The organism is Nocardiopsis sp. NPDC055879, assembly GCF_053615935.1.
The window spans coordinates 14,575-36,440 of record NZ_JBSHCT010000016.1 but is presented as its reverse complement, the minus strand read 5'-3'; the positions used below and the strand labels follow the sequence as shown (position 1 = coordinate 36,440).

Below are 21,866 nucleotides of genomic sequence, written 5' to 3'. Positions count from 1 at the left end.
CTCGGCGCGGGCTGGAGCGGCGGGCCCGGTGGGGGATCGGCGAACGGCGTCAGATCACCCCGGTCCGAACGTCGTCGCCGGTATAGGCGCGGACCTGGTCGGCCAGGGCCGCCAGGGTGGGGTCGGCCAGGAAGGAGCGGACCGAGAGCCGGTCGTCGACCCGTTGGCGCAGCAGCGTCATCATGCGAACGGCCAGCAGGCTGGTCCCGCCCAGGACGAAGAAGTTGGCGTGGCGGTCGTCGACCGGCGCTTCGAGCAACTCACTCCACAGCTGCGCGAGCATCTCCTCGTCGGGGCCCGTGAGGGGTTCGCCGTCCGCGCCGTTCCAGGCCGAGGCCGAGTCTTCCAACGCCGTGGTGTCGACCTTGCCGTTACCGGTGAGGGGGAGCTCGTCCAGCACCGTCACGCGCCCGGGAACGGCGTGGCCGGGCAGGTACCGGGTCAGGTGCCGGGTGAGTTCGTCGGGGGTGGGCGTGCCGCTGCCCGAGGCGACGAAGGCCGCCATCGTGCGGGTGCCCCGCTCCCCCAGGGCGACCACGGCGGCGCGGCTCACGTGCGGGTGCGTTTCCAGGGCGGCCTCGACCTCACCGAGTTCGAGTCGGTGCCCACCGACCTTGACCTGGCGGTCGGTGCGTCCGAGGAACTCCAGGATCGTGCCGGGTCGGTAACGTCCCAGGTCTCCGGTCCGGTACCAGCGTCGCCCCTCATGTTCGACGAAGCGGTCCGCGGTGCGCTCGGGGTCTCCTCGATAGCCCAGGGCCACTCCGGCGCCACCGATCCACAACTCTCCGGGCACCCAGTCGGGGCAGTCCCGCCCATGGGGGTCCACCACGCGGTAGCGCTGGTTGCGCAGGGGGTACCCGTAGGGCACCGAGGGCCAGCCGCGAGGTGCGTGCCCGCCTTCGAACGCGTTGGACCAGATCCCCGCCTCGGTCGCCCCGCCCAGGGCCACCAGGTGCGTGCCGACGCCATTGGCCCGGCGCAGGGCGGAGGCCAGGTCGGTACCGACCCAGTCGCCGGAGACCAGGGCCAACCGTAGGGCCCGGGGGAACCCGTCCTCACGGGAGGCCAGGATCAGCATGTCGAGGAGTGTGGGGACGGTGTTCCAGACGGTCACCCCATGGTCGGCGCACAGGGCGCGCCAGCGTTCGGCGTCGCGGCGCTCCTCCTCGTCTGGCAGCACCAGCGCACCGCCCGCCCCCAGGAGTCCGAAGACGTCGTAGACCGACAGGTCGAAGTCGAGCGCGGACAGGGCCAGGATCCGGTCGCGAGGGCCGATGAGGTAGCGCTCGTTGACGTCGGCGACGGTGTTGAGGGCCGCGGTGTGACTCACCTCGACGCCCTTGGGCTCTCCGGTGGAGCCGGAGGTGAAGATCGTGTAGGCCGCCTGAGCGGGGTCGGGACGTACCGGGGCCGCCAGGGGCGAGGACTCCAGCAGCGCCGCCACGGTCACCGACCGTGGGGCGCCGGTTCCGTCACCGATCGCCCAGGCCGTGCCCGCCGCCCGGTGCACGCGTTCACGGCGCGGCTCGGGCTGTCCCACGCCGATGGGTACGTACACGGCTCCGGCGGCCAGTACGCCCAGGACCGCGCAGACCTGGTCGGGCCCCTTGGGCAGGCAGATCGCCACCGCGTCACCGGCGCGAACCCCGCGTTCCTCCAGGCCGGAGGCGATCCTCAGGGCCCGGTCGGCGACCTGACCATGGGTGAGGGTCTCCTGGTCGGTGATGAGGGCGGGGGTGTCCGAGCGTTGGGGGACACCGTCGAAGAAGGCGTCCTGCAACAAGCCCGCGGCCGGGTCCGTCGCGGGCCGGTGGGCGGACGCCCTGGACCGGCGCGTCCCCTCGGGCAGCAGGGTCGTCACCGCGTGGTCCCAGGCCTGCTCCCCTTCTCGGGCCAGGGTGCGCAACATGTCGAGGTAGGCGTCGAACATGCCGTCCAACACGCCGGGACGGAAGAGTTCTTCGACCGCGTCCCAGGAAATCTCCAAGGTCCCGCCGCTCTCCATCACCTGGTTGTCCAGGTGGACCTGTGGCGACTGTGACAGCCCCCAGACCCTCCGGGGGAACCCGGCGGACCGGTCCATGGACACGCCCGAGCCCAAGCCCAGGGATCCGGTGAACACCACCGGGATCGCGGGTTGGGAGGTTCCGGTGTGCCGGGCGAGTTCGCGCAGCACCCATTCGGCCGAGGCCTCCCGGTGGTCCAGGTCTTGGCCCAGGAGGTGCTGGAGCGACCTGGCCGCCATGATCGGGCGTTCTCCGGGCCGGCGCCGGTAGGAGGCCAGGGAGAGGGAGGTGAAGTCCCCCAGGACCCGTTCGACGTGAGGATGCAGGTCCTGGCGGTTGAAGAGCGTGAGGGTCACGCTCAGGTCGGTCTGGCCGCTCCAGGCGCTCAATACCTCTCCGTAGCAGGCCAGGAGCAGCGTCGAGGGGGTGATCGCGGCCCTGCGCGCCAGGTCGGTGAGGGCGCTCCACTCCCACGGGTCCAGACGTTGCGAGCGTCGGGTGAACCGGGGACGTTCGATCCGGTCCGGGTCCACGCGCAGGGGAAGGTCCGGAGCGGGAGGCAGCTCGGTGATCCGCTCCCGCCAGTAGTGGCGAGAGCGATCCTCCGCGTCGGGGTCGGTCTCGACCTGGGTGAGGTAGTCGCGGAACGTCACGTCCACCGGTTCCAGGCGCGCGTCGGGTTCGCGGTAGAGCAGGTCCAGTTCGGTGTAGAGGGTCATGATGCTCAGTGCGTCCAGCACGAGGTAGTCCAGGCCCACCCCGAGCCGGACCCGTTCGACGCCCTCGCGTGTGTAACGCAGGGCGCGCACGTCGAACAACGGCCACCGGGTCGGGTCCAGGACCTGGTGGGCCATGGTGTCGCGGAAGGTTTCGAGCGCGGGATCGGGATCATCCTGTTCGCGAGCGTCGGTCACGAGGACGCGTACGGGTGGGGCGCCGGGCAGGACCCGCTGGTTCCCGTCGGTGTCGAACACCGCTCTGAGCATGTCGTGTCGGGCCACGAGGCGGTCCAGGGCGTGTTCGATGAGCCGGAGGTCGACGTCGTCGCCGTCGAACTCGGTGTAGTGGTAGGTACCGACCCCGCCCAGGGTGAAGTCCGGGCTGCGGCCGGTCAGGTAGGCCCGTTGGACCCCGGTGGCGGGGAACGGGTCGTGACGCGTGTCGGCGTCGTGGTGGATGCGCTGGTCGTCGGCGACCTCGCCGCGTTCGGTCAGGGTGGCGGCGAAGTCCTTGAGCACCGGGTGGGCGAACAGTCGCGACACACGCGCCCCGGTGTGGCCCGCGCGACGGAGGGCGGCCACCGCGCGCGTGGCCAGGAGCGAGTCGCCGCCCAGGGTGAAGAAGGAGTCCGTGCGGGCCGGTTCCGGTGTGTCCAGTAGCTCGGACCAGACCCGGGCGACCAGGACCTCGACCTCCCCCCGTGGAGGGTCGACCCTTCCGACACCGCCGGACAGCCGGTCCCGCAGGAGCCGGGCGATGGTGTCGAGGTCGGGTTTGCCGTTCGGGGTCAGGGGGATCTCGGGGAGTTCCAGGACCGGGTCGGGGATCATCGCCGGGGGCAGCAGGGCGCGGATGTGCTCGGCGGCCGTGCCGGCCGTGCCGTTCCTCGCGGGCCGGGCCACGATGCCGCTTCCGGCGGCCTCTCGCGCAACGACCACGGCGGCCGGCCGAGGCGCGGGGCCGTCGAGTACGACGGCCACCGCGGCGCGGACGTCGGGGTGCGTGGTCAGGGCGGCCTCGATCTCACCGGTCTCCATCCGCACACCGTTGACCTTCACCTGGTGGTCGGTCCTGCCCAGGAACTCCAGGGAGCCGTCGGGGGTGTAGCGGGCCGAGTCCCCGGTGCGGTACCAGCGTCGACCACGGTCGGTGACGAAGCGTTCGGCGGTCAGGTCGGGGGCTCCCCGGTACCCGCGGGCGAGTCCCGCCCCCGCGACCCACAGCTCTCCCGGGACCAGGTCGGGCCGGTCGCGCCCCTGGGCGTCCACCACACGACAGGAGACTCCGGGCAGAGGAAGTCCCCAGGGCACACAGGTCCAGGAGGGGTCGGTGTCGTGGACCTCCAACAGGGTGGAGTGGACGGCCGCCTCGGTCATGCCGCCCAATGCGAGAAAACGGCACTCGGGGGCCTGGGCCCGCAACCGCCGCGCGAGAGCGGGCGCGATCCGGTCACCGCCCAACAGCACGGCCCGCAGGGGCGGCATCGGCGCCGTACCGGTCTCCACCGTCGACAGGAGCATGTCGAGGAAGGCGGGTACGCAGTTGAGGACGGTCACCGCCGCGTCCGACGCGGTCCGGGCCCAGCGTTCCGCGTCACGGCGGTCGGTCGACTCGACCAGTACCGCCGCACCTCCCACGGACAAGGGGGCGAACAGGTCGAAGACGGACATGTCGAAGTCGTACTCGGCCAGGCAGAGCGCCCGGTCGTCTCCACCCGCCCCCAGCGCGGTGGTGAGCACGTCGATGGTGTGGGCGGCGGATCGGTGTTCGATCTCCACCCCCTTGGGGTGACCGGTGGATCCGGAGGTGAACAGTACGTAGGCCACGGAGTCCGGTGACGTGTTCCGTTCCGTCCCCGGGGCCAGGTGCCGGGTCTGTTCGACGGTGAGGACTGGCACCCCGGAGCCGGCCGGTCGACCGGGGGCGTCGGTGATCACCAGTTCGGGGGCCCCGAGTGCCAGGATCCGGTCGCGCCGCACCACGGGTTGGGCCTGACTCACCGGGAGGTAGGCGCAGCCCGCGGCGAGTACCCCCAGGATCGCCGCGACCTGGTCCGCGCCCCGCGGTAGACGCACGGCGACGGTCGCTCCGGCGGGCACCGCGGCCTGGATGGCCCCGGCCACGCGCAGGGCCCTGTCGGCCAGGTCCCCGTAGGTGATCGCCTCCCCGTGGTCCGGTACCAGGGCGATGTCCTCGGGGCGGGTGCGCGCGTGGGCGAAGAAGGGGGCGTGGAGCGTACGCGGGGTGGGTTCGGGGAGGTCGAGGGCGGTCGTGGCCCGGGCCCGCGCCTGCGCGTTCGAGAGGAGGGGCTCGAAGCGGCTCTCCCACACCCGCGGATCGTCCACCAAGCCCTCGACCAGGTCCCGGTAACAATCGAAGGCCGCCTCCATGGTGCCGGGCTCGAAGACGCGCGCACGCAGGTCCCAGTTGAGCAGCAGACCATCGTCGAGTTCGGTGACCTGGGCGTCCAGCAGGACCTGGGGACCCTGGGAGATGATCCAGGAAGGGCGGCCGAAGCACTCCTGGACCTCGTCTGTGAACAAGGGACCCAGCCCGATGGCGCTGGTGTAGACCACGGGTGCCAGGACCGGGGTTCCGCCGTTGCGACGGGTCAGGTCCCGGAGCACCTCCACTCCCCCATAAGCGCCGTGGTCGACGGCACGGTGCAGGTCGCCCTGGAGGGTGCGGGCACGTTCGACGAAGGTCATCGGGGCGCCGGTGTCCACGCCCAGCAGCACGGAGCTGCTGAAGTCGCCGATGAGCCGGTCGATCTGCGGGTGCGACGGCGCACGGTCGAACAGCGGCAGGTTGAGAGTGAAATCCGGGTCGGTGTTCCAGGCACCGAGTACCTCGGCGAAGGCCGTGGCCAGGGCGGCGGCGGGGGTGACTCCGAAGTCACGGGCCCGTCGCTCGAACGCTCGTGCCCGCTCCGGGGTGAGCCGGTGGTGCAGACGGTGGGAGCGGGTCGTGGGGTCCGTGGGACGGGCCGGTGCCTCGGCGTCGGAACGGACCGGCAGTGTGGGCGCAGACGGAATCTCCGCCAGGCGCGTCCGCCACCAGGCGCGGGCACGCTCGCGTTGTTCGTGCCCGCGCTCGCGCCGGTCGGCGAGGTGGTCGGCGAAGTCGTACTCCAGGGGCGAGGCGTCCACTCCCAGGTAGGCACCGCGCAGGTCCTCCAAGAGCACGCGCAGGCTGAGCGCGTCCGCGACGATCATGTCGAGGTCCACGTGCAGGCGGGTGGCACCCCCGGGGAGCAGGCTCAGGGCGATGTCCAGGACTTCGCCGGCCGCGACGTCCATGCGTCGGTGGGTGGCCTCCTCCCTGATCCGCTCCAGGTTCCGTTCGACCCCGCTCGCGGGCAGGTCGCGAAGGTCGTGCACGGTGACCACGGGTTCGGCCCCGGCGGGTTCGACACGTTGGTGGCCGTCGTCGTCGAAGCGCACCCTGAGCATCGGGTGGCGATCCACCACGGTCCGAAGCGCGTGCGCCAAACGTTCGGGCTCGACCCCGGTGCCGTCGAACTCGGTGTAGAAGTGGGCGGCCACGGCGCCAAGGGGTTGGTCGTCCTGCCGGCCGATCCAATAGGCGTGCTGCATGGTCGCCATCGGGAACGGTTCCCCCTCGTCCCGGTGTCGGGTGTTCACCGGACCCGCCGGGAGGTGGGTCACGCGTGCCTCGTGGAGCAGCGCGGTCCAGGCGGCGACCGTGGGCACGGCCGAGAGGTCCTCGAAGGTGACGTCGAAGCCGTCCTCCCTCCAGGCACCTGAGAGCCGGATCATCCCGAGTGAGTCGAGCCCGTGCTCGAAGAGGTCATCGGTGTCGGTGAAAGCCCCGGTTCCGAGTACTTCGGACACCTGTTCGCGAACGGTCTCGATCACCGGTCCGGCTTCGCTGGTCACTGAACCGCGCACCCCCTGTGGTCACGTTGGACCCGATAAGCAATAATGAAAACCGTTTTCATTGTCGGTATGTCCATGTATAGCACCGGCGGGAGTCCGGGGTCGACCCCGGTCCCCGCAGAATTCGGAGGGATCGATGTCACATGACTGGCTGCGGCGACCGGAGAGGGCGGACCACCGCTACCGCGAGCAGGGCTTTTGGGAGGACGGAACGCTGGACGACCTGCTCGAAGAACAGGCCGCCCACAGGGCGGACCATCCGGCGCTGGTCTCGGGTGGGGAGCGTCTGACCTACGCGGAGCTGAACGCGCGTGTGGACCGCCTGGCCTCAGGACTGGCCGGACTCCCGATCCGTCGAGGCGAACGCGTCCTCGTGCGATTGCCCAACCACACCGAGTACGTGGTCACGATCTTCGCCCTCTTCCGGATCGGGGCCGTACCGATCCTGGCCCTACCGGCGCTGGGCCCCGCGGACCTGGAATCGCTGGTGCGCGTCGGTGAGGCCGGCGCCATGATCGTCGCCCCGGGTCGGGGGCCGAGGGCCTCATCGGCGGTCGTCGAGAGGATCGCTCTCTCCGCCCCGTCCGTACGGCACCTGGTGGTGACCGGTGACTCCGGAGACGGCGCGGCACTGCCGTGGGACTCGCTCCTGGCCCCCTCCTCGGGCTCCCGCCCCACGTCCATCTCCTCGGAACGCTCCCCTGACGACCTGGCGTTGCTCCTGCTGTCCGGCGGCACCACGGGCATCCCCAAGCTGATCCCCAGGACCCACGCCGACTACCGCTACAACGCACGGGCCTCGGCCGAGGCGAGCGGAGTGGACGAGAACGCCGTCTACCTGGCCGTCCTTCCCGTCGCCCACAACTTCACGATGGTCTCCCCCGGCATCGTGGGCACCTTCGCGGTCGGGGGCACCGTGGTCCTCGGCCCGGACCCGAGTCCAACGACCGCCTTCGAACTGATCGAACGCGAGCGGGTGACCATCAGCGCGCTCGTTCCGGCCCTGGTCGGTCCGTGGTTGGACGAGGCTCACAGATCGGATCGGGACCTGAGTTCGATGAGGGTCCTCCAAGTGGGAGGATCACGCCTGGACGAGGCCACCGCCCGCCGTGTGGGGCCGACACTGGGCTGCCGTCTGCAACAGGTGTTCGGCATGGCCGAGGGCCTGAACAACTACACCGGTCTGGACGACCCCGAAGACCTGGTGTGCACCACCCAGGGTCGGCCGCTCTCCCCCGCCGACGAGGTCCTGGTGGTCGACGAACAGGGAGATCCGCTCCCCGCCGGCTCCGTCGGTGAACTGCTCACCCGGGGCCCCTACACCCTCCGGGGCTACTACCGCGCACCGGAGCTGGACCCCCTGTGTTTCACTCCGGACGGGTTCTACCGCACCGGAGACCTCGTCACCCGGTCCGAGAACGGCGACCTCACGGTCGTGGGCCGGGTCAAGGACCAGATCAACCGGGCGGGAGAGAAGATCGCCGCGATCGAGGTCGAGGAGATGCTCATGGGCCTTCCGGGGGTGCGGGCCGCCGCTGTTCTGGGCCTTCCCGACCCGGTGCTCGGTGAGCGCTCGGTGGCACTCCTGGTCGTGTCGGGGCAGGAGTGCCCTACCAGGGACGAGGTGCGCGCGGAGTTGTCCGAGCGTGGAGTCGCGGCCTTCAAGGTGCCCGACGAGGTACGTCGAGTGGAACGGCTCCCACTCACCGGGGTGGGCAAGGTGGACAAGAAACGCCTTCGGCGGGAACTGACCGGAGCCTAGGAGAACGGACCGCGGTGGGGACGGGTCGGCTTCCGCCCCCACCGCCGGTCAGGCCTGGAACGCGACGAGGGTCTCCTCGGTGGTCACCGTGACGGCGCATCGGCGAGCAGCGTAGGACAGGGCCATCTCGTGATCGCGAGCGGAGAAGTCGGCCACCGCGTCCGCGACGACGAACGCCTCGATGTCCCGCATGAAGGCGTCACAGGCGGTCATGAGGACACCGATGTGGGCGTACACACCGCACACGACCAGCTGGTCCCGCCCCAGGGCACGCAGTCGCTCCTCCAGGTCGGTACGGACGAAGGCACTGTAACGCCACTTGGTCAGGACCACCTCGTCCGAGGCGGGGGCCAGGTCCTCGACGATCGCACTGTGCACGGGGTCGTCCCTGAGCCCTTCCCCCCACAGGTCCCGCAGCAGGCCCCGCTCCTGTTCGTTCTGGGATCCGGGTTGGGCGGTGAAGATCCGGGGCACCCGGTTCGATCTGCACCGGTCGAGCAGGGCGCCGATGTTGGCCAGCAGTTCCGGGACCGGTTCACCTCCCGGTGTGAAGGCGTCGAGAAAGTACCGCTGCATGTCGTGGACCAGTAGGACACAGCGCGCGGGGTCGATCTTCCAGTCCATCCGTTCGGCGGACGGAACCCCCGGCATGGGATAGGGGGCGATGGAGGGCAGGGCGGACACAGGAGTCTCCTTCGAGATGGTGGTGTGGGGATCGGGGCATGGGTGGGCGGGCGCGTGATCGGCCGTGTCGGTCCAGATCAGGCTCCTAGACCGGCCCCGCCGTCCACGCGCAGGTCGTGCAGGGTGATGTGGCGGGCTCTGGAGGAGAGGAGAAAGGTCACGGCGTCGGCGATGTCCTCGGGGGCGGCCACCCGCCCCAGGGGAACCCCCACCCGGAAGTCGGTGAGGTCCGGCCCGTTCGGAGAGAGGGTCTCCTTGGAAGCGCCATCGCCCCACAACTGCCGACGCATCGGTGTTTCGGTGGAGCCGGGGGAGACCACGTTGCACCGAATCCCGTGAGGGGCCATTTCGAGTCCGAAGCACATGGTGAACTGGGTGGCGGCGGCCTTGGAGGCGGCGTAGGCGGCCATGGACACCCTGGGAACCGAGGCGGCGTCGGATCCTACGGTGACGAAGTTCCCGTGTCCGCGAGACATCATTCTCGAAGAGACCGCACGGCAGACGTTGAAAACCCCCAAGGCGTTACTCGCGAAGAGTTCGTGCCAGTGCCGGGTCGGGAAGTGCGAGGTCGCCCCGTGGCGCAGGAGACCGGCGACGTTGGCGACGGCGGTGATCGGCCCGAGGCCCTCCTCCACCTGGTGGACCAACCGTTCCACGGCGTCCTCGTCGCCGATGTCCACGCAGTAGTGGATCACCCGATGGCCTTCGTGTTCGAGTTCGGCCGCCAACCGTCGAGCCGGGGACTCACGGCGGTCGACCGCGGCGACGGTGTGGCCTTCCGCCGCCAGGCTCCGGACGACGGCGGCGCCGATACCTCCGGCGGCACCGGTGACCAGGGCGACACCCTTGTCGGATCCATTCGACCTTCCCGGTCTATCCGGATGAGAGGTCACAGCGCTCCCTTCACGAGCGTTCCGCGCCGCGTCCGGAGCCCTCCGAGGCGAACCAGGGCGGTCTCGCGGAGTCACAGACAACGTGGACAGACACCGGTCAGTTCGAAGGTGTGGTCGACCTGAGCGAAATCACTCAAGTAGCGGATCTTTTCCACGACCGCCGCGATCTCGGCGACCTGTGCGATCTCCTCCACCTCTCCGCAGACACGACAGAAGAGGTGGTAGTGGCGGACAGGTGTTCCACACCGCCGGTACAGACGCTCTCCTTCGGGTGACCGGATCGTGTCCAGCACACCCTCCTGGGACATCCGGTGGACCGTGCGGTAGATGGTGGACAGGCTCGGCGGACCCGTGGCGGAGGGGTTCGACCGATCCAGGTCCCGCAGGATCTCCCGACAGCTGCGAAAGCGGGAACTACGGTCCAGGACCTTGAGCACGGCTTCGTCGTACTTGGGTGTGTTGACCATGTCAGTCGACCGCCTGGCGTTGGGGCACCAGAGACAAGCGACCGACTCGGTATCGGCATCGCCCTACGCACACGAGGGGGACTCCCGGGGACGCGACTCGATTAGATGAAAATGATTATCAGTACCGTAGCACGCGCGTGAGTCGGTTCGCCCGAATCACCCCATACTCCGGGCGGGCGTACCGAGCACCCTCGCGGCTGTGTAGAGTATGGAAACGATTTTCATTTCCATTCCAGAGAAGGCACCTCGGAGAGGAGCATCCGATGCGCATCGCCCTGGTCACCGGGCTGCACGCGACCGCGCGACGTCAGGCCGTGGACGACTTACTGGCCACCGTTCCGCGTTCCATCGCCGTGCACCACGACCTGGAGGACATCGGCGACGGCGCGGTACATCGCGTGGTCCGCGACCGCGCGGGCCCCGCTGAGAGCGAGCAGGTGGACCTCGACCACGCCTGCGCCTCCTGCACCCTGCGCGAGGACCTCATCCCCTTCCTCCTGCGCACCGCGGACGCCCGCCGACACGACCTGTGCGTCGTGGAGTCCTGGGACGGGGTGGAACCCCGGCTGATCGCCGAGAACATCGCCGCGCAGGAGGGGCTGCTCCTGGCCACCGTCGTCACGGCCGTCGACCTCGTCCACCTGGTCGCCGACCTGAGCTGCGACGACGACCTGAGCGACCGCGAACTCGACATCGCCCAGGACGACTCCCGCACGGTCGCCGAAGTCCTCAACCGGCAGGTGGAGTATCCGAACGTGATCGTCCTGCACGGAACGGGGCCCGACCGTCATGCGCGGACCCTGCTCCAACAACTCAACCCCGCGGCCGCGATCGTCCGTTCAGGCTCGGACCTGCGAGGGTTCCTCGGCGGACGCTTCGACCCCGAGTCGACTCACACCCGGATCAACCCGGCCTGGGCCCAGTACTCCGATCACGCAGAGGAGCAGGGCGTGAGTTCGGTGACCTGGACCAGGACCCGACCGATGCATCCCCAGCGGCTCTCCGACGCGCTGGAGGAGATCGTCGCCATGAGCCTACGAGGCAGAGGCAGGTTCTGGCTGGCCGGCCAGCCCGACACCCTCCTGGTGTGGGACTCCCACCAGGACCTGCTCATGGTGGAGAGCGGCGGCCCCTGGATGGCCGCGCTCCCCGAGGCCGCCATGGACCTGGTCTCACCGGCCCGACGATCCTCCGCCCTCCTGGACTGGGACCCGGTGGCGGGTGACCGCCGCCAGCACCTGTCCTTCACGGGGATCGACATGGACAGCGCGCGCCTGTTGTCCCTGTTGGAGTCGTGCCTGGTCACCGACACCGAAACCGATCAGGACTTCCACAACGACCCCTTCGCCGAGTTCTCAGAGAGGTGACCATGCCCACCGGCCATCGCCGCACCATCAAGCCACCGCGCGAACGCCGCTTCGCCAACCCGCTGGGCGACGCCGACCGCGTCGACTACAAGGACACCGCCCTTCTCCGCAAATTCATCTCGGAGAAGGGCAAGATCCGTAGCCGCCGGGTCACCCGAGTCACCGCCCGCCAACAGCGCCTGATCGCCGCGGCGGTCAAGAACGCCCGCGAGATGGCCCTGTTGCCGTACCCGTCCTCGACGAAACAGAGCTGACCAGGAGGAATCCAGCATGTCCCGTGTCTGCCAGGTGACCGGAAAGTCACCCGGTTTCGGCAATGCCGTCTCCCACTCACACCGCCGCACCAAACGTCGTTTCGACCCCAACATCCAGAACAAACGCTACTGGCTGCCCAGTGAACGGCGATTCGTCAAGCTCCGGATCAGCACCAAGGGGATGAAGGTGGTCGACGCCCGAGGCATCGAACGCGTGGTCGCCGACATTCGAGCCGAAGGGGGGAGGGTCTGATGGCCAAGAAGAGCAAGATCGCCCGCAACGAACAGCGCAAGGCGGTCGTCGCCCGCTACGCCGAGCGCCGCGCCGAGCTGAAGCGACTCATCAAGAGCCCGCACACCGGCGAGGCCGAACGAGCCGCCGCCGTCACCGAACTGCGCCGACAGCCCCGGGACGCCAGCGCCACCCGTGTGCGTAACCGCGACTCCGTGGACGGCCGCCCCCGCGGCCACCTGACCAAGTTCGGCCTGTCCCGGATTCGTTTCCGCGAGATGGCGCACCGAGGGGAGCTGCCCGGGATCACCAAGTCGAGCTGGTGACCCCGGGCGAAATCCGCCGTTCGTGATCCGAGCGGCCCGCGGGTTCCCGGGGTAGGCGCCCCTCCTCCGGGAACCCGCACCCACGGTGGCGCTCAGGACGCGGAGTGTTCGTCCCAGTGGCCGTCGTGCCGACGGTGCAGGTGCCCGTCATGCACATAGTCCACATGGTCGTCGTGGGGTACGGACACGTGCCCACAGCCCTCCCCGTGTTCGTGCGGGTGGTCCTCGTGTACGGCGTGTCTCTCGGTGGAGCACTCGTCCCAGTGATCGTCGTGGACGTGGTGCAGGTGCCCGTCATGCACATAGTCCACATGGTCGTGGTGAGGCACGGCGACGTGACCGCACCCCTCACCATGTTCGTGTGCGTGGCCCTGGTGCGTCGGATGTGCGGTCGCCATGCTCTCCCCCGAATACGGTTCCCCAACGATGACCCGAAAGCAGCAACAACGCATCCATTCTATATCGCCTCTTCAAGGATCCACGGCGACGGAAAGAATAATTTGCTCCGACATATACAGCGAAATGAGGTCGACGGCCGATGCGAACCCTCACCTGCGTCGATGACGTCGATAAAATGATTCCCATCACCACGACAGATGGCGAACAGGGACGATCTTTTCACCTCTCATGGCTTTCCCACCATCGACCGGGAGGGCATGGTGCTTGATTCGCATTGCCCGGAAGAATCGCCTTTCCGCGACGAGATCCACTACGTCTGGCGGACGCTCTCCGAAGGGGCACTGCGCGCCGAAGCCACTCCGCGTGGTCTGCTCGTCGTACCCCGCGATCCGGTCGAGGCGGGAAGTAGGGACGGTCTCTTCGATGACCCGACGGGGCCGACGCGCACCGTCCCACCCCTTGGCCCGGGTCCAGGGGATCGAACCCGAGCCGGGAGGACCCGCCCACCCGTCTCGGAGGAGGAAACGACGGGCTCGTGGTGAGCGCGCCCGGGGATCGACAACCACACCGCTCACAGGTTCTTGCTCTGCGCGTCCCACTCGGGGTCGACGCACAGGCCACAGTCCTCGCCCACGAACACGCCCGCGGCCTCGGTGTCGTCCTTGAGTTGCCAGCGCAACCACGCGCCACCGACCCGCCCGTACTCGCCGCCGTCGGGTTCGGGGAAGGTCCCGTAGTGCCCCACGTCGAGGTGGCCCATGAACGCGGGCAGCCCCTCCGGAAGGTCGCGCCAGTCGTTGAGCGCGTTGCCGTAGGCGATGTCGCTCGGCCCGCCGGTGAAGTAGGCGATCGGGGCGTGCAGGTGGTCGAGGCGTCCCGGGTCCCTGTCACTGAACATGCCGCTGTTCCAGATCACCGTGGTCGTGATGCGAGGGTCGTCGGCGACGTCGTAGGTCTCCAGCCCACCGCACGACTGCCCCATGACGGCGATCCGTTCGGTGTCCACGTGTCCGCGGTACTCGCTCAACAGCCGGGTGTTCTCATCGACCGCCCAGTCCACGGACTCGATGAGCATCTCCGCGTCGGTGCTGCCCGAACCGTCCGGGCGACCGTTGGCGATGACCAGGAAACCGTGTGAGGCGAACTCGGTGAGGATGTTCTCGAACCACGTCCCATCAGCGCGGCAGGCGCCGTTGCCCCAGGCCACGATCGGCAGGGGCTCGTCCTCGGGCAGGTCCAGGGGTCGGTAGACGGTGTGGGCGGGCAGGCGACGATCGGTGACGTATCCGGCCTCATGGGGACCGCTACCACCGGCGACCTCTACGACGTCGGCGGAGGCCGCGGCCCCCGAGGGGACCCCGACCAGGGCGGCGGCCAGGAGAGTCCCGGTCAGGAGTGCGGCGGATCTTCGGGCGGGGGTCGATGTTCCCATCGCTGTCTCCCTTGCATGGAGGAGAACACCGGCCATCCGGTGTTCAGGAAGCGAATATCCGCGCCGCACACCGGGGCGTCAACGGGGCCTGTCGACGAACGGGTGGGATCACCGATCCCAAACCCGCGCGCCGCGAACAGATCGCGGTGTTCCACCGATGCGTGCCCCGCGTCCGAGGCGGAGAGTGAGACGGAGAACATTCGACCGACAAGGGAGACCCGCGTGGACGACAACCCCCTGCGCATCTACGACTTCATGGCCTGCGACGTCTTCTGGGATTTCGACGGAACACCGTTTCCGGCGGAGCAGCACAAGTTCCTCGTCTCCTTCCACCCCACCCCGGGGGTCCCCACCCCGGAACTGATCCGGTCCATCACCGCGCGCGGCCCGGACGGGTATCGGGTGGAGTTCGCCGACCAGGAGTTCACCCCCGCCAACACCAACGGCCACATCTACGACCACGCCCTCGACCACTACTGGTACATGGTCAACCTCCCCACCGGTTTCCTGCCCGGGGGCGTGTACTCCATCGAGGTATCGGGGGTCGACGGGGAGGTCCGGACCCGTTCGCGTCACCACGACATCGCGGCCTCACGACGTCTGGTGGAGTTCTACACTTCGCACCGGACCGAGCTCGCGGAGTCCTTCACTCCCTCGGGCCGAACCGAGTTGGGGACGGTACCGGCCGACGATGAGCTGGAGTGTTCCTGGTCGACCTTGAAGGATCTGGGCGGGCCCGACGCCCACTACATCTTCCGTCTGTCCACCGGGGGGTCGGCCAGGGAATTCGACACCCAGAACCTCACCTGGTGGGACAACATCTTCGTCGAGCACATGCGCGGGCACACCGACGCCGGCCTGAACCGTTCCTCGGTGCGGGTGGGCGCCGATCTGGCGGCCGACACCCCCTACGCCTACTTCGTCGAGGCCACCGACTCCAACGTGCAGAGCGAGACCAACATCTGTCTCTTCCAGCCGCACCAGTACTTCCACACCCCGGCTCGGGCCGAGGCCGGCACCGGGACCTGAGCCGAGGGCCCGCACGGTCCGGGTAGGTCCCAAGAAGCCACTCGGAGATGGATCTAGCGCTCGGGGCACACCCGTGCACCGGGCCACGAGTCGGACCCGGAGAGCGGGGGCGCGACGGTCGGGGTCCGTCGCGCCCCCGCTCTCAACCGCTGACGTTGAGGTCGGAGCTGCCGCTGCTCTGGTAACCCTCGGTCGCCAGGATCATGTAGTGCACGAAGTCGCCCAGTTGCATGCCCGCGTCGTTCCAGGCGTCGAAGTGGTTTCCGGTGGTGATGGTGCCACCCGTACGAGTCGACTGGCGAACGCTCCAGAACTGCGGGAACGTCTCGCTGTCTCCCTCCACCGACGGGGAGTCATAACGCATCGTGTGGTAGAGGTCGTAGCTTCCGCCATCACTGTCCACCGTGCCGCGAAAGTCGCCCTCGGGCCGGTAGGTGCCGAAGTTGTCGACGATGTAGTACTCCACGAGCGGGTTCGAGGTCCACCCGTACAGACACAGGTAACCGTTGCCGGAGGGGTTGAATCTCCCCGAGTAGGCGACGTTCCTGCGGCCACCGGTGCTCCAGCCCTTTCCGCATACGAAGTTGCCGGTGTCGCTCCACTGGGTGCTGTAGGAGCCCCCGGAACCCAGGGTCATGGAGACCGAACCACCGCCGTCGGTCCAGAACGAGTAGAAGTAGCCGTCGTGGGTGCCGGTCTGGTTCTCGGTGATGGTCTGGGCATGTGCGGTGCCGGGCAGCAGCGTGGGCATCGCCACGGCCAGGGCGCCGGCTCCGGTGAGTCCGATGAATCTCCTGCGGTCGAACGGGGGGTGGGGGGTGTCGTTCATGGTCGTCTTCCTCCTGGTGGGCCAGGCGGCGCCGCACGGAAGGGACCTCGGCGACCAGGGGTGCGTCACCGTGTGTCGGCGCCGTGTTGCGCAGCGGGGTCGGTTTTTCGCCGTGTCCCGAAGTATCCGCACGAGACGAACGCGAGTCAATGTTTTCCGGAAAATTTCGGATACATTAACAATCATTCAGTCATCATTCCTGCTGGTCAACCATCATTTTTACAAACTCATCCTGGAATCTTCCCTGGAACTCGGTTCCGATACACATGTCGGGATCGATCATGATTCCGAAACTTTTCGGCCCCCCTCGGGCCGCGAAAACGAGCCCGGACCCTGCGGGTCGGGCTCATCAACGGAACGGCCGGAGGGCCCTGCCCGGTCCGCGCCCGTTCGCCCTGGGGCCACGAGGCTCGACCTGCTCGACCGCAACATCTCCGGTCGAGCCGGACCATCCACCCCCGAAAGGATGGAGACCCATCGGGGCCCGAGTCCGACGGGCCTCCATCTCGGATGTTCTCCACCAAAGCCTCGGGAATCGAGGCCGCACCGAAGGACACGTTCAGGAGAACGGCGCGAGCCCCAAGGCCGGGTCGGCTGGAGCACGGCCTCGTTCAGGGCGGCGGGGCGCAGATGGGCGATCTTCTGGTATTCGCGGCCGGTGACCATGCGACCGAACGTTTTCCGATCGGGATAACGCACCAACGGGACCGCGTCCCACCCACGCCCGTCATCGGCGACCAAGGATGTGGACCGTCGCCGGCATAGAGCGGTTCGGCTCCGTATTCCCGCGAAAAAAAGGGGCCGCCCGTCGTGGGTACTCCTCGTAGGAGGAACGACCTTCTGGAGTGAAGCGCAGCAGGTCGAGTATGACCACGGAGCCCTCCCCATCCTCCTCCAGCATGTCCGCGAGGGCCGTCCCCGGAGGGGGCGACGGCCGTGGGTGACTCCTTGCGCGGTCGTTGGGCGCACCGAGCGTGAGCGGTGACGTCCACCACAGAAACCGCCTGGTCGGTATGTAACGCCGGCGACCCCGACCGCCCGCCATCGTCGCACGCCCGTCGAGCACCCCACCCCTCGCGGCCAGGCGTGCCACCCCGGACACGGAAGCCGGTCGGAAGCGGTGTTCCCACAGCTCACAGCGCACACCGAAGGTCCTGAAATGTAGTGCATTCTGCCACAAAAGATCACGCTGAAATAACAGAACGATATCGCCAAATCGCCCCCCTGTGACCCACTTCAGGCTTATACGACACCCGAAAATCATCCGACTTGAACCTTTTGCTATAGTCCGCCTGTTGGTCCCAACCGCCCCATGCGTCCCACACGGAGCGCGCAACTTCGGGCGGCGGACAAACGGCCACCTTCCCCGCCGATCCGCAATCGGCGGGCCCACGTATCGACGAAACCACGGCCGGATGCCCAGCGCACAGCGTCGTGCGCACGGGCCGAAGCTCCATGGTCGTTACGTGCCACAAAAACCGACGGGTGATCCGGCGCCCGTCCTCAGAAAGGAAATGAATGAATTCGGAGGAAATGGCGGTCCAGCAACTGAGCGGCCCCGTCACCATTTTTCTCATCGCACTTTTCTTCGGTGGAACGCTGTTCATGTCGATCCTGATCAGCAAGAAGAAAGAGAACGCCGATGGTTACATGAATGCCGGGCATAACATCGGTTTCGGCATCGCAGCCACCTCCATGACCGCGACATGGATCTGGGCGTCCTCCATGTACGCCTCGGCCACCGCGGGTTACACCTACGGCATCTCCGGCCCCATCCACTACGGGTTGTGGGGCGCGTTGATGATCCTGTTCATCTACCCCTTCGGACGACGCATCCGTGCGGTCGCCCCTCGCGCGCACACTCTCGCCGAGGTCATGTACGCCCGTCATGGACGCTCCAGTCAGTTGATGCTCGCCGGCTCCAACGTTCTGGGCAGCGTCATCTCACTGACCTCCAACTTCATCGCCGGTGGTGCGCTGGTGGCGATGCTCTCGCCCTTCAGCTTCACCCAAGGCATCGTGGTGATGGCGGCCGGTGTCCTGCTCTACACGCTGTGGTCCGGCTTCCGTGCCTCGGTGCTCACCGACTTCGCCCAGGCGATGGCGATGCTGGGCGCCGTGGTCGTCATCATCCCGGTCGTCTTCTTCGCCGCCGGCGGCACCGGCATGTTCGAGACCGGGGCGCAGAACCTGACCCCCCAGCAGTCGAACTTCTTCTCCTCGGACGCCTTCCTGAACCAGGGCGCGCCCTACATCGCCGCCGTGCTGGCCTACGCGATCGGCAACCAGACCATCGCCCAGCGCCTCTTCGCGGTTCGAGAAGACCTCATCAAGCCCACCTTCATCACCGCCACCATCGGTTACGGTGCCACCGTCATCGGCATCGGCATGCTCGGCGTGATGGCCCTCTACCTGGGCATGGAACCGATGAACGGGGACGTCAACAACCTCATCCCCCAGATGGCGACCACCTTCCTCGGTCCGATCCTGCTGTGCGTCTTCTTCATCATGATCATCGGAGCGCTGGCCTCCACCGCCGACTCCGACCTGGCCGCTCTCTCGTCGATCATGATGGCCGACGTCTACGGTCAGAACGTCGCCGGGCGCAAGAAGGCCAACCCGAAGACGATGCTGCTGATCGGCCGCGTCACGATGATCGTCGCCACCGCCGCGGCCCTGTACTTCGCCAGCGGTCAGATGAGCATCCTCGACCTGCTCGTGTTCGTCGGTGCCCTGTGGGGCGCCCTGGTCTTCCCGGTCATCGCCTCCTTCTACTGGGGCAAGGTCACCAACGCGGCCTTCACCGTGTCCACCCTGGCGGCCGTGGCGATCTTCATCCCCGTCCGCTTCGAGATGCTGCCGATGGGCACCCCGGTCGGCCTCGTCGTGGACGTGCTGTCGGTCATCGGTGTCGGCGTGGTCCTGGGTCTGATGTCCTTCGGCTTCTTCGGGCTCAAGCCCGCGCTGTGGATCGGTTCGATCGCCGCGATCGTCACCGCGCCGTTCGGGATCGGCTTCTTGCACGACTACCACGTGCTCAGCGGGTCGCTCGTCGCCTACGCGGTGAGCACACTGGTCTGCTACCTCCTGAGCTTCCGCAACAAGGAGTCCTTCGACTTCGCCCTGATCCAGAAGCGCATCGGTTCGTTCGACAGCGACGAGGAACCGGAGAAGGCCCTGGACGACGACACCGCTTCGAAGCACTGACCAAGAGAGGAACCCATGTCGACCCTGCTGTTGACCGGCTACGTACTCATCTGGCCCATCATCGTGGCCTTCGTACTCTTCTTCCTCCTGCGCGGCTTCTTCAAGGACTGGAGTCAATCGCGTAAGGAAGGTCGTCCGATCATCTGATCCTTCCGACCGCTCCGGCCGGGTACCGATTCCGAGGAGTCGGTGCCCGGCCCCTCGCGTCGAGTTCCCCGGAGAAGGCACCGGCCGCGTGCACGCATGTCCAAGCGGGCTCGCCGGCCGATGCCCGCCTCGGCGCCATGGACAGCGTCTCTTCGATCGTGAGGGTCACCGTCGTCCACGCCGCCACGCCGTTCCCGGGCCTGGTGGCCGAAGTGGAACAGGCTCGCGCGTTCATCCGCGAGGCCGGCCCGACGGCGCGCGTCCGGTCGCCTTCCCCCAGACCCACCTTCCCGATCACCCGTACCGGGTCCGGTCCCACACCCCGGCACCCCGCGCAACGCTCAGGCCCACGACTCCCCGGCAGGGGATCACCCGGAATTCTTCGGATCGGGCCTGTGGACAACCCGATCCGGACCCCTGTCGCGGCGCACACTGGAATCATGCTCTCCACCAACGCGCACACCCTGTTGCGTACCCTCTTCCAAGACCTGTCCGGTGACCGCCACATCCTCAACCTGAGTTTCCGATACGTCATGTCCACCGCCGTCGACCGGCGGGCGGATCACTTCGAAGTGGAACACCCGGTGGTGATCGAGCGCCTGTACACGGCTCTGATCGGGCAGGCCCCGGCCGCCCTGATCGTGCGCACCTTCACCGACCGCGTCCACGAAACGCGGCCCGATGGCACGATCATCCCCGTCAAGCTGGTCCGCGGCTGGCGGGTGGGACACCGCCGGCTGGTCCCCTTGGACGAGGCGCAGATGTTCGACGCCCACTGCATGGACGCCGCGTCCGGGGAGCCCGTGCCACCCGAGGCCGGGGTGGAGTACGTGGGCGCCCCCGAGGTCGACCTGTCCGACCTGGAACAGTCGTGAACCCGACGCTCAGGGCTTGCGGGCCACACCCCCGTAACCGTCGACCTCGGGTGGGATCCCGAACCCGGTCTCCTCGTAGCGCCACCGGCTCACCCAGACCACCCCCGGTTCCACGATCTCCAGGCCTTCGAAGAAGGCCGCGATCTCCTCCGGTGAGCGCTGGACGTAGGGCTCTCCCCCGCTCTGGTTGTACTGTTCGTGCGCTTCCACGTTGGCCGCACCGTGCACGTTGGTGCCGTCGTTGATCGTCAGGAAGCTCCCTGAGGGCAGCGGATCCACCAGTCGACGGACCAGGTCACGGGCCTGGTCATGGTCGGCGACGTGTCCCAGGATCCCCATGAGCATCAGGGCGACCGGGCGGTCCAGGTCCAATGTCCGGGCCGCCGATTCCAGGATCCGTTCCGGTTCGCGCAGGTCGGCGTGGAGGTACTCGGTGGCGCCCTCCTCGGTACCCCTCATCAACGACCGGGCGTGGGCGAGTACCAGGGGGTCGTTGTCGACGTAGACGATCCGGCTGTCCGGTGCGAACGCCTGGGCCACCTCGTGGGTGTTGTCGGCCGTGGGCAACCCCGCGCCGATGTCCAGGAACTGACGGATCCCCACCTCTCCCGCCAGGTGGCGCACCGTTCGGCCCAGGAAGGCCCGTGAGGCCCGGGCTCCCTGTGCCATGCCGGGGAACACCTTGAGGAAGGCCTCACCGGCCTCTTGGTCGACGGGGTGGTTGTCCTTGCCGCCCAGCCAGTAGTTCCACACTCGCGCCGAGTGCGGAATGGAGGTGTCGATCGGGGGGTGTTCGCTCATGGGGGGCTCCACCTTCGGTGTCGGAGCGGGGGTTCGTTCGCGCCATGATAGGTCCACGCGTACCCGGCCCAAGTGTCAGATCCCTTGGCCCACAGCGCTTCCCACCCCGAGCTCCCGGTTCGCGCACCGACCCGCCCGTTCATCGATGGGCACAGCGACGGTAGTGGCGTGTTCACGGGTCGTTACCGCGGCCTGGCTAGGTTCGCCGTGTTCACGCCCCCACACGGAAAGCAGCCCGACCATGTCGGTCACCCGCCGTTCGACGGCCCACCGCCCCCTCGCCCTGCTCGCTCTCGGCGCGCTCACCGTGGCGCCCGCGGTGGCCCTGCCCTCCACCTCTTGGGCCCAGACCTTCCCCGAACGTGTCCTGCTCTCCCCCACCGCCGACCCCGCCACCTCTCAGCACGTGACCTGGCGAACCGAGGACCTGGACGAGGGAGCGCACCTGGAGCTCATCCCGGTGCGCGGCGCGTCCTCGACCGCGCTCCTGCCCGCCGAACCCACCGGGCGGACCGCGGACCGTCAGTACTAACG

Annotated in this window: 18 protein-coding genes and 1 pseudogene; 11 read left to right on the top strand and 8 right to left on the bottom strand. The window is 68.2% G+C overall.

What is annotated here, in order from left to right:
* Window positions 1–49: 49 nt before the first annotated feature.
* Window positions 50–6,628, bottom strand: coding sequence for an amino acid adenylation domain-containing protein (locus ACWGKS_RS19685; RefSeq protein WP_452523463.1), 6,579 nt, complete (start codon window positions 6,626–6,628; stop codon window positions 50–52).
* A 136-nt stretch (window positions 6,629–6,764) separates the two neighbouring features.
* Here ACWGKS_RS19685 and ACWGKS_RS19680 point away from each other — a divergent pair, with 136 nt between their 5' ends.
* Complete coding sequence (locus ACWGKS_RS19680) at window positions 6,765–8,390, top strand: (2,3-dihydroxybenzoyl)adenylate synthase (protein WP_358505369.1); 1,626 nt, start codon at window positions 6,765–6,767, stop codon at window positions 8,388–8,390.
* Between the two features lie 48 nt (window positions 8,391–8,438).
* Here the strand turns inward: ACWGKS_RS19680 and ACWGKS_RS19675 are convergent, their stop codons facing one another.
* The 3 genes from ACWGKS_RS19675 to ACWGKS_RS19665 all read right to left on the bottom strand — a co-directional run bounded on the left by ACWGKS_RS19675 (window position 8,439) and on the right by ACWGKS_RS19665 (window position 10,434).
* Window positions 8,439–9,041 carry an isochorismatase family protein gene (locus ACWGKS_RS19675; RefSeq protein WP_358505444.1) on the bottom strand — a complete coding sequence of 201 codons (603 nt, stop codon included), beginning with the start codon at window positions 9,039–9,041 and terminating at the stop codon, window positions 8,439–8,441.
* A gap of 110 nt (window positions 9,042–9,151) precedes the next feature.
* Window positions 9,152–9,967: a 2,3-dihydro-2,3-dihydroxybenzoate dehydrogenase gene (locus ACWGKS_RS19670; RefSeq protein WP_358505372.1), complete on the bottom strand. Its 816-nt coding sequence runs from the start codon at window positions 9,965–9,967 to the stop codon at window positions 9,152–9,154.
* A gap of 71 nt (window positions 9,968–10,038) precedes the next feature.
* Window positions 10,039–10,434, bottom strand: a complete 396-nt coding sequence (locus ACWGKS_RS19665) for a Fur family transcriptional regulator (RefSeq protein ID WP_358505375.1) — start codon at window positions 10,432–10,434, stop codon at window positions 10,039–10,041.
* A gap of 263 nt (window positions 10,435–10,697) precedes the next feature.
* Here ACWGKS_RS19665 and ACWGKS_RS19660 point away from each other — a divergent pair, with 263 nt between their 5' ends.
* The 5 genes from ACWGKS_RS19660 (at window position 10,698) to ACWGKS_RS19640 (ending at window position 13,191) form a co-directional block, all read left to right on the top strand.
* A complete protein-coding gene (locus tag ACWGKS_RS19660) occupies window positions 10,698–11,801 on the top strand; it encodes a CobW family GTP-binding protein (RefSeq protein WP_358505378.1) in 1,104 nt (367 codons plus the stop codon).
* Between the two features lie 2 nt (window positions 11,802–11,803).
* Window positions 11,804–12,055 (top strand): 30S ribosomal protein S18, encoded by a 252-nt coding sequence (gene rpsR, locus ACWGKS_RS19655; RefSeq protein WP_358505381.1) that lies wholly within the window; start codon window positions 11,804–11,806, stop codon window positions 12,053–12,055.
* A gap of 16 nt (window positions 12,056–12,071) precedes the next feature.
* On the top strand, window positions 12,072–12,308 hold the full coding sequence (gene rpmB, locus ACWGKS_RS19650) for a 50S ribosomal protein L28 (RefSeq protein ID WP_358505383.1): 237 nt from the start codon (window positions 12,072–12,074) through the stop codon (window positions 12,306–12,308).
* Entirely contained in the window at window positions 12,308–12,613 is a 306-nt protein-coding gene (rpsN, locus tag ACWGKS_RS19645) for a 30S ribosomal protein S14 (RefSeq protein ID WP_358505386.1), read from the top strand. The genes rpmB and rpsN overlap by 1 nt, the downstream gene beginning before the upstream one ends.
* Before the next feature lie 104 nt (window positions 12,614–12,717).
* Entirely contained in the window at window positions 12,718–13,191 is a 474-nt protein-coding gene (locus ACWGKS_RS19640) for a hypothetical protein (protein ID WP_358505389.1), read from the top strand.
* Window positions 13,192–13,583: 392 nt separating this feature from the next.
* On the opposite strand, the gene ACWGKS_RS19635 is transcribed toward ACWGKS_RS19640, so the two are convergent.
* Entirely contained in the window at window positions 13,584–14,444 is an 861-nt protein-coding gene (locus ACWGKS_RS19635; RefSeq protein ID WP_358505392.1) for an alpha/beta hydrolase, read from the bottom strand.
* A 222-nt stretch (window positions 14,445–14,666) separates the two neighbouring features.
* On the opposite strand from ACWGKS_RS19635, the gene ACWGKS_RS19630 reads away from it, so the two are divergent.
* Entirely contained in the window at window positions 14,667–15,473 is an 807-nt protein-coding gene (locus ACWGKS_RS19630; protein WP_358505395.1) for a hypothetical protein, read from the top strand.
* A 142-nt stretch (window positions 15,474–15,615) separates the two neighbouring features.
* Here ACWGKS_RS19630 and ACWGKS_RS19625 read toward each other — a convergent pair whose 3' ends face one another.
* Together ACWGKS_RS19625 and ACWGKS_RS19620 are read right to left on the bottom strand one after the other, a co-directional pair.
* Complete coding sequence (locus ACWGKS_RS19625; RefSeq protein ID WP_358505398.1) at window positions 15,616–16,302, bottom strand: glycoside hydrolase family 11 protein; 687 nt, start codon at window positions 16,300–16,302, stop codon at window positions 15,616–15,618.
* Between the two features lie 567 nt (window positions 16,303–16,869).
* Window positions 16,870–17,203 (bottom strand): annotated as a pseudogene (locus tag ACWGKS_RS19620) (DUF1330 domain-containing protein); the annotation flags it as partial.
* A gap of 617 nt (window positions 17,204–17,820) precedes the next feature.
* Here ACWGKS_RS19620 and ACWGKS_RS19615 point away from each other — a divergent pair.
* From ACWGKS_RS19615 to ACWGKS_RS19605, 3 genes are all read left to right on the top strand, one after another.
* Window positions 17,821–19,509 (top strand): sodium:solute symporter family protein, encoded by a 1,689-nt coding sequence (locus tag ACWGKS_RS19615; protein ID WP_358505401.1) that lies wholly within the window; start codon window positions 17,821–17,823, stop codon window positions 19,507–19,509.
* A gap of 15 nt (window positions 19,510–19,524) precedes the next feature.
* Complete coding sequence (locus ACWGKS_RS19610; RefSeq protein WP_358505404.1) at window positions 19,525–19,656, top strand: putative transporter small subunit; 132 nt, start codon at window positions 19,525–19,527, stop codon at window positions 19,654–19,656.
* A 440-nt stretch (window positions 19,657–20,096) separates the two neighbouring features.
* On the top strand, window positions 20,097–20,531 hold the full coding sequence (locus tag ACWGKS_RS19605) for a hypothetical protein (RefSeq protein WP_358505406.1): 435 nt from the start codon (window positions 20,097–20,099) through the stop codon (window positions 20,529–20,531).
* A 9-nt stretch (window positions 20,532–20,540) separates the two neighbouring features.
* On the opposite strand, the gene ACWGKS_RS19600 is transcribed toward ACWGKS_RS19605, so the two are convergent.
* Window positions 20,541–21,332: an SAM-dependent methyltransferase gene (locus ACWGKS_RS19600; protein ID WP_358505409.1), complete on the bottom strand. Its 792-nt coding sequence runs from the start codon at window positions 21,330–21,332 to the stop codon at window positions 20,541–20,543.
* Window positions 21,333–21,573: 241 nt separating this feature from the next.
* On the opposite strand from ACWGKS_RS19600, the gene ACWGKS_RS19595 reads away from it, so the two are divergent.
* On the top strand, window positions 21,574–21,864 hold the full coding sequence (locus ACWGKS_RS19595) for a hypothetical protein (RefSeq protein ID WP_358505412.1): 291 nt from the start codon (window positions 21,574–21,576) through the stop codon (window positions 21,862–21,864).
* Window positions 21,865–21,866: the final 2 nt, after the last annotated feature.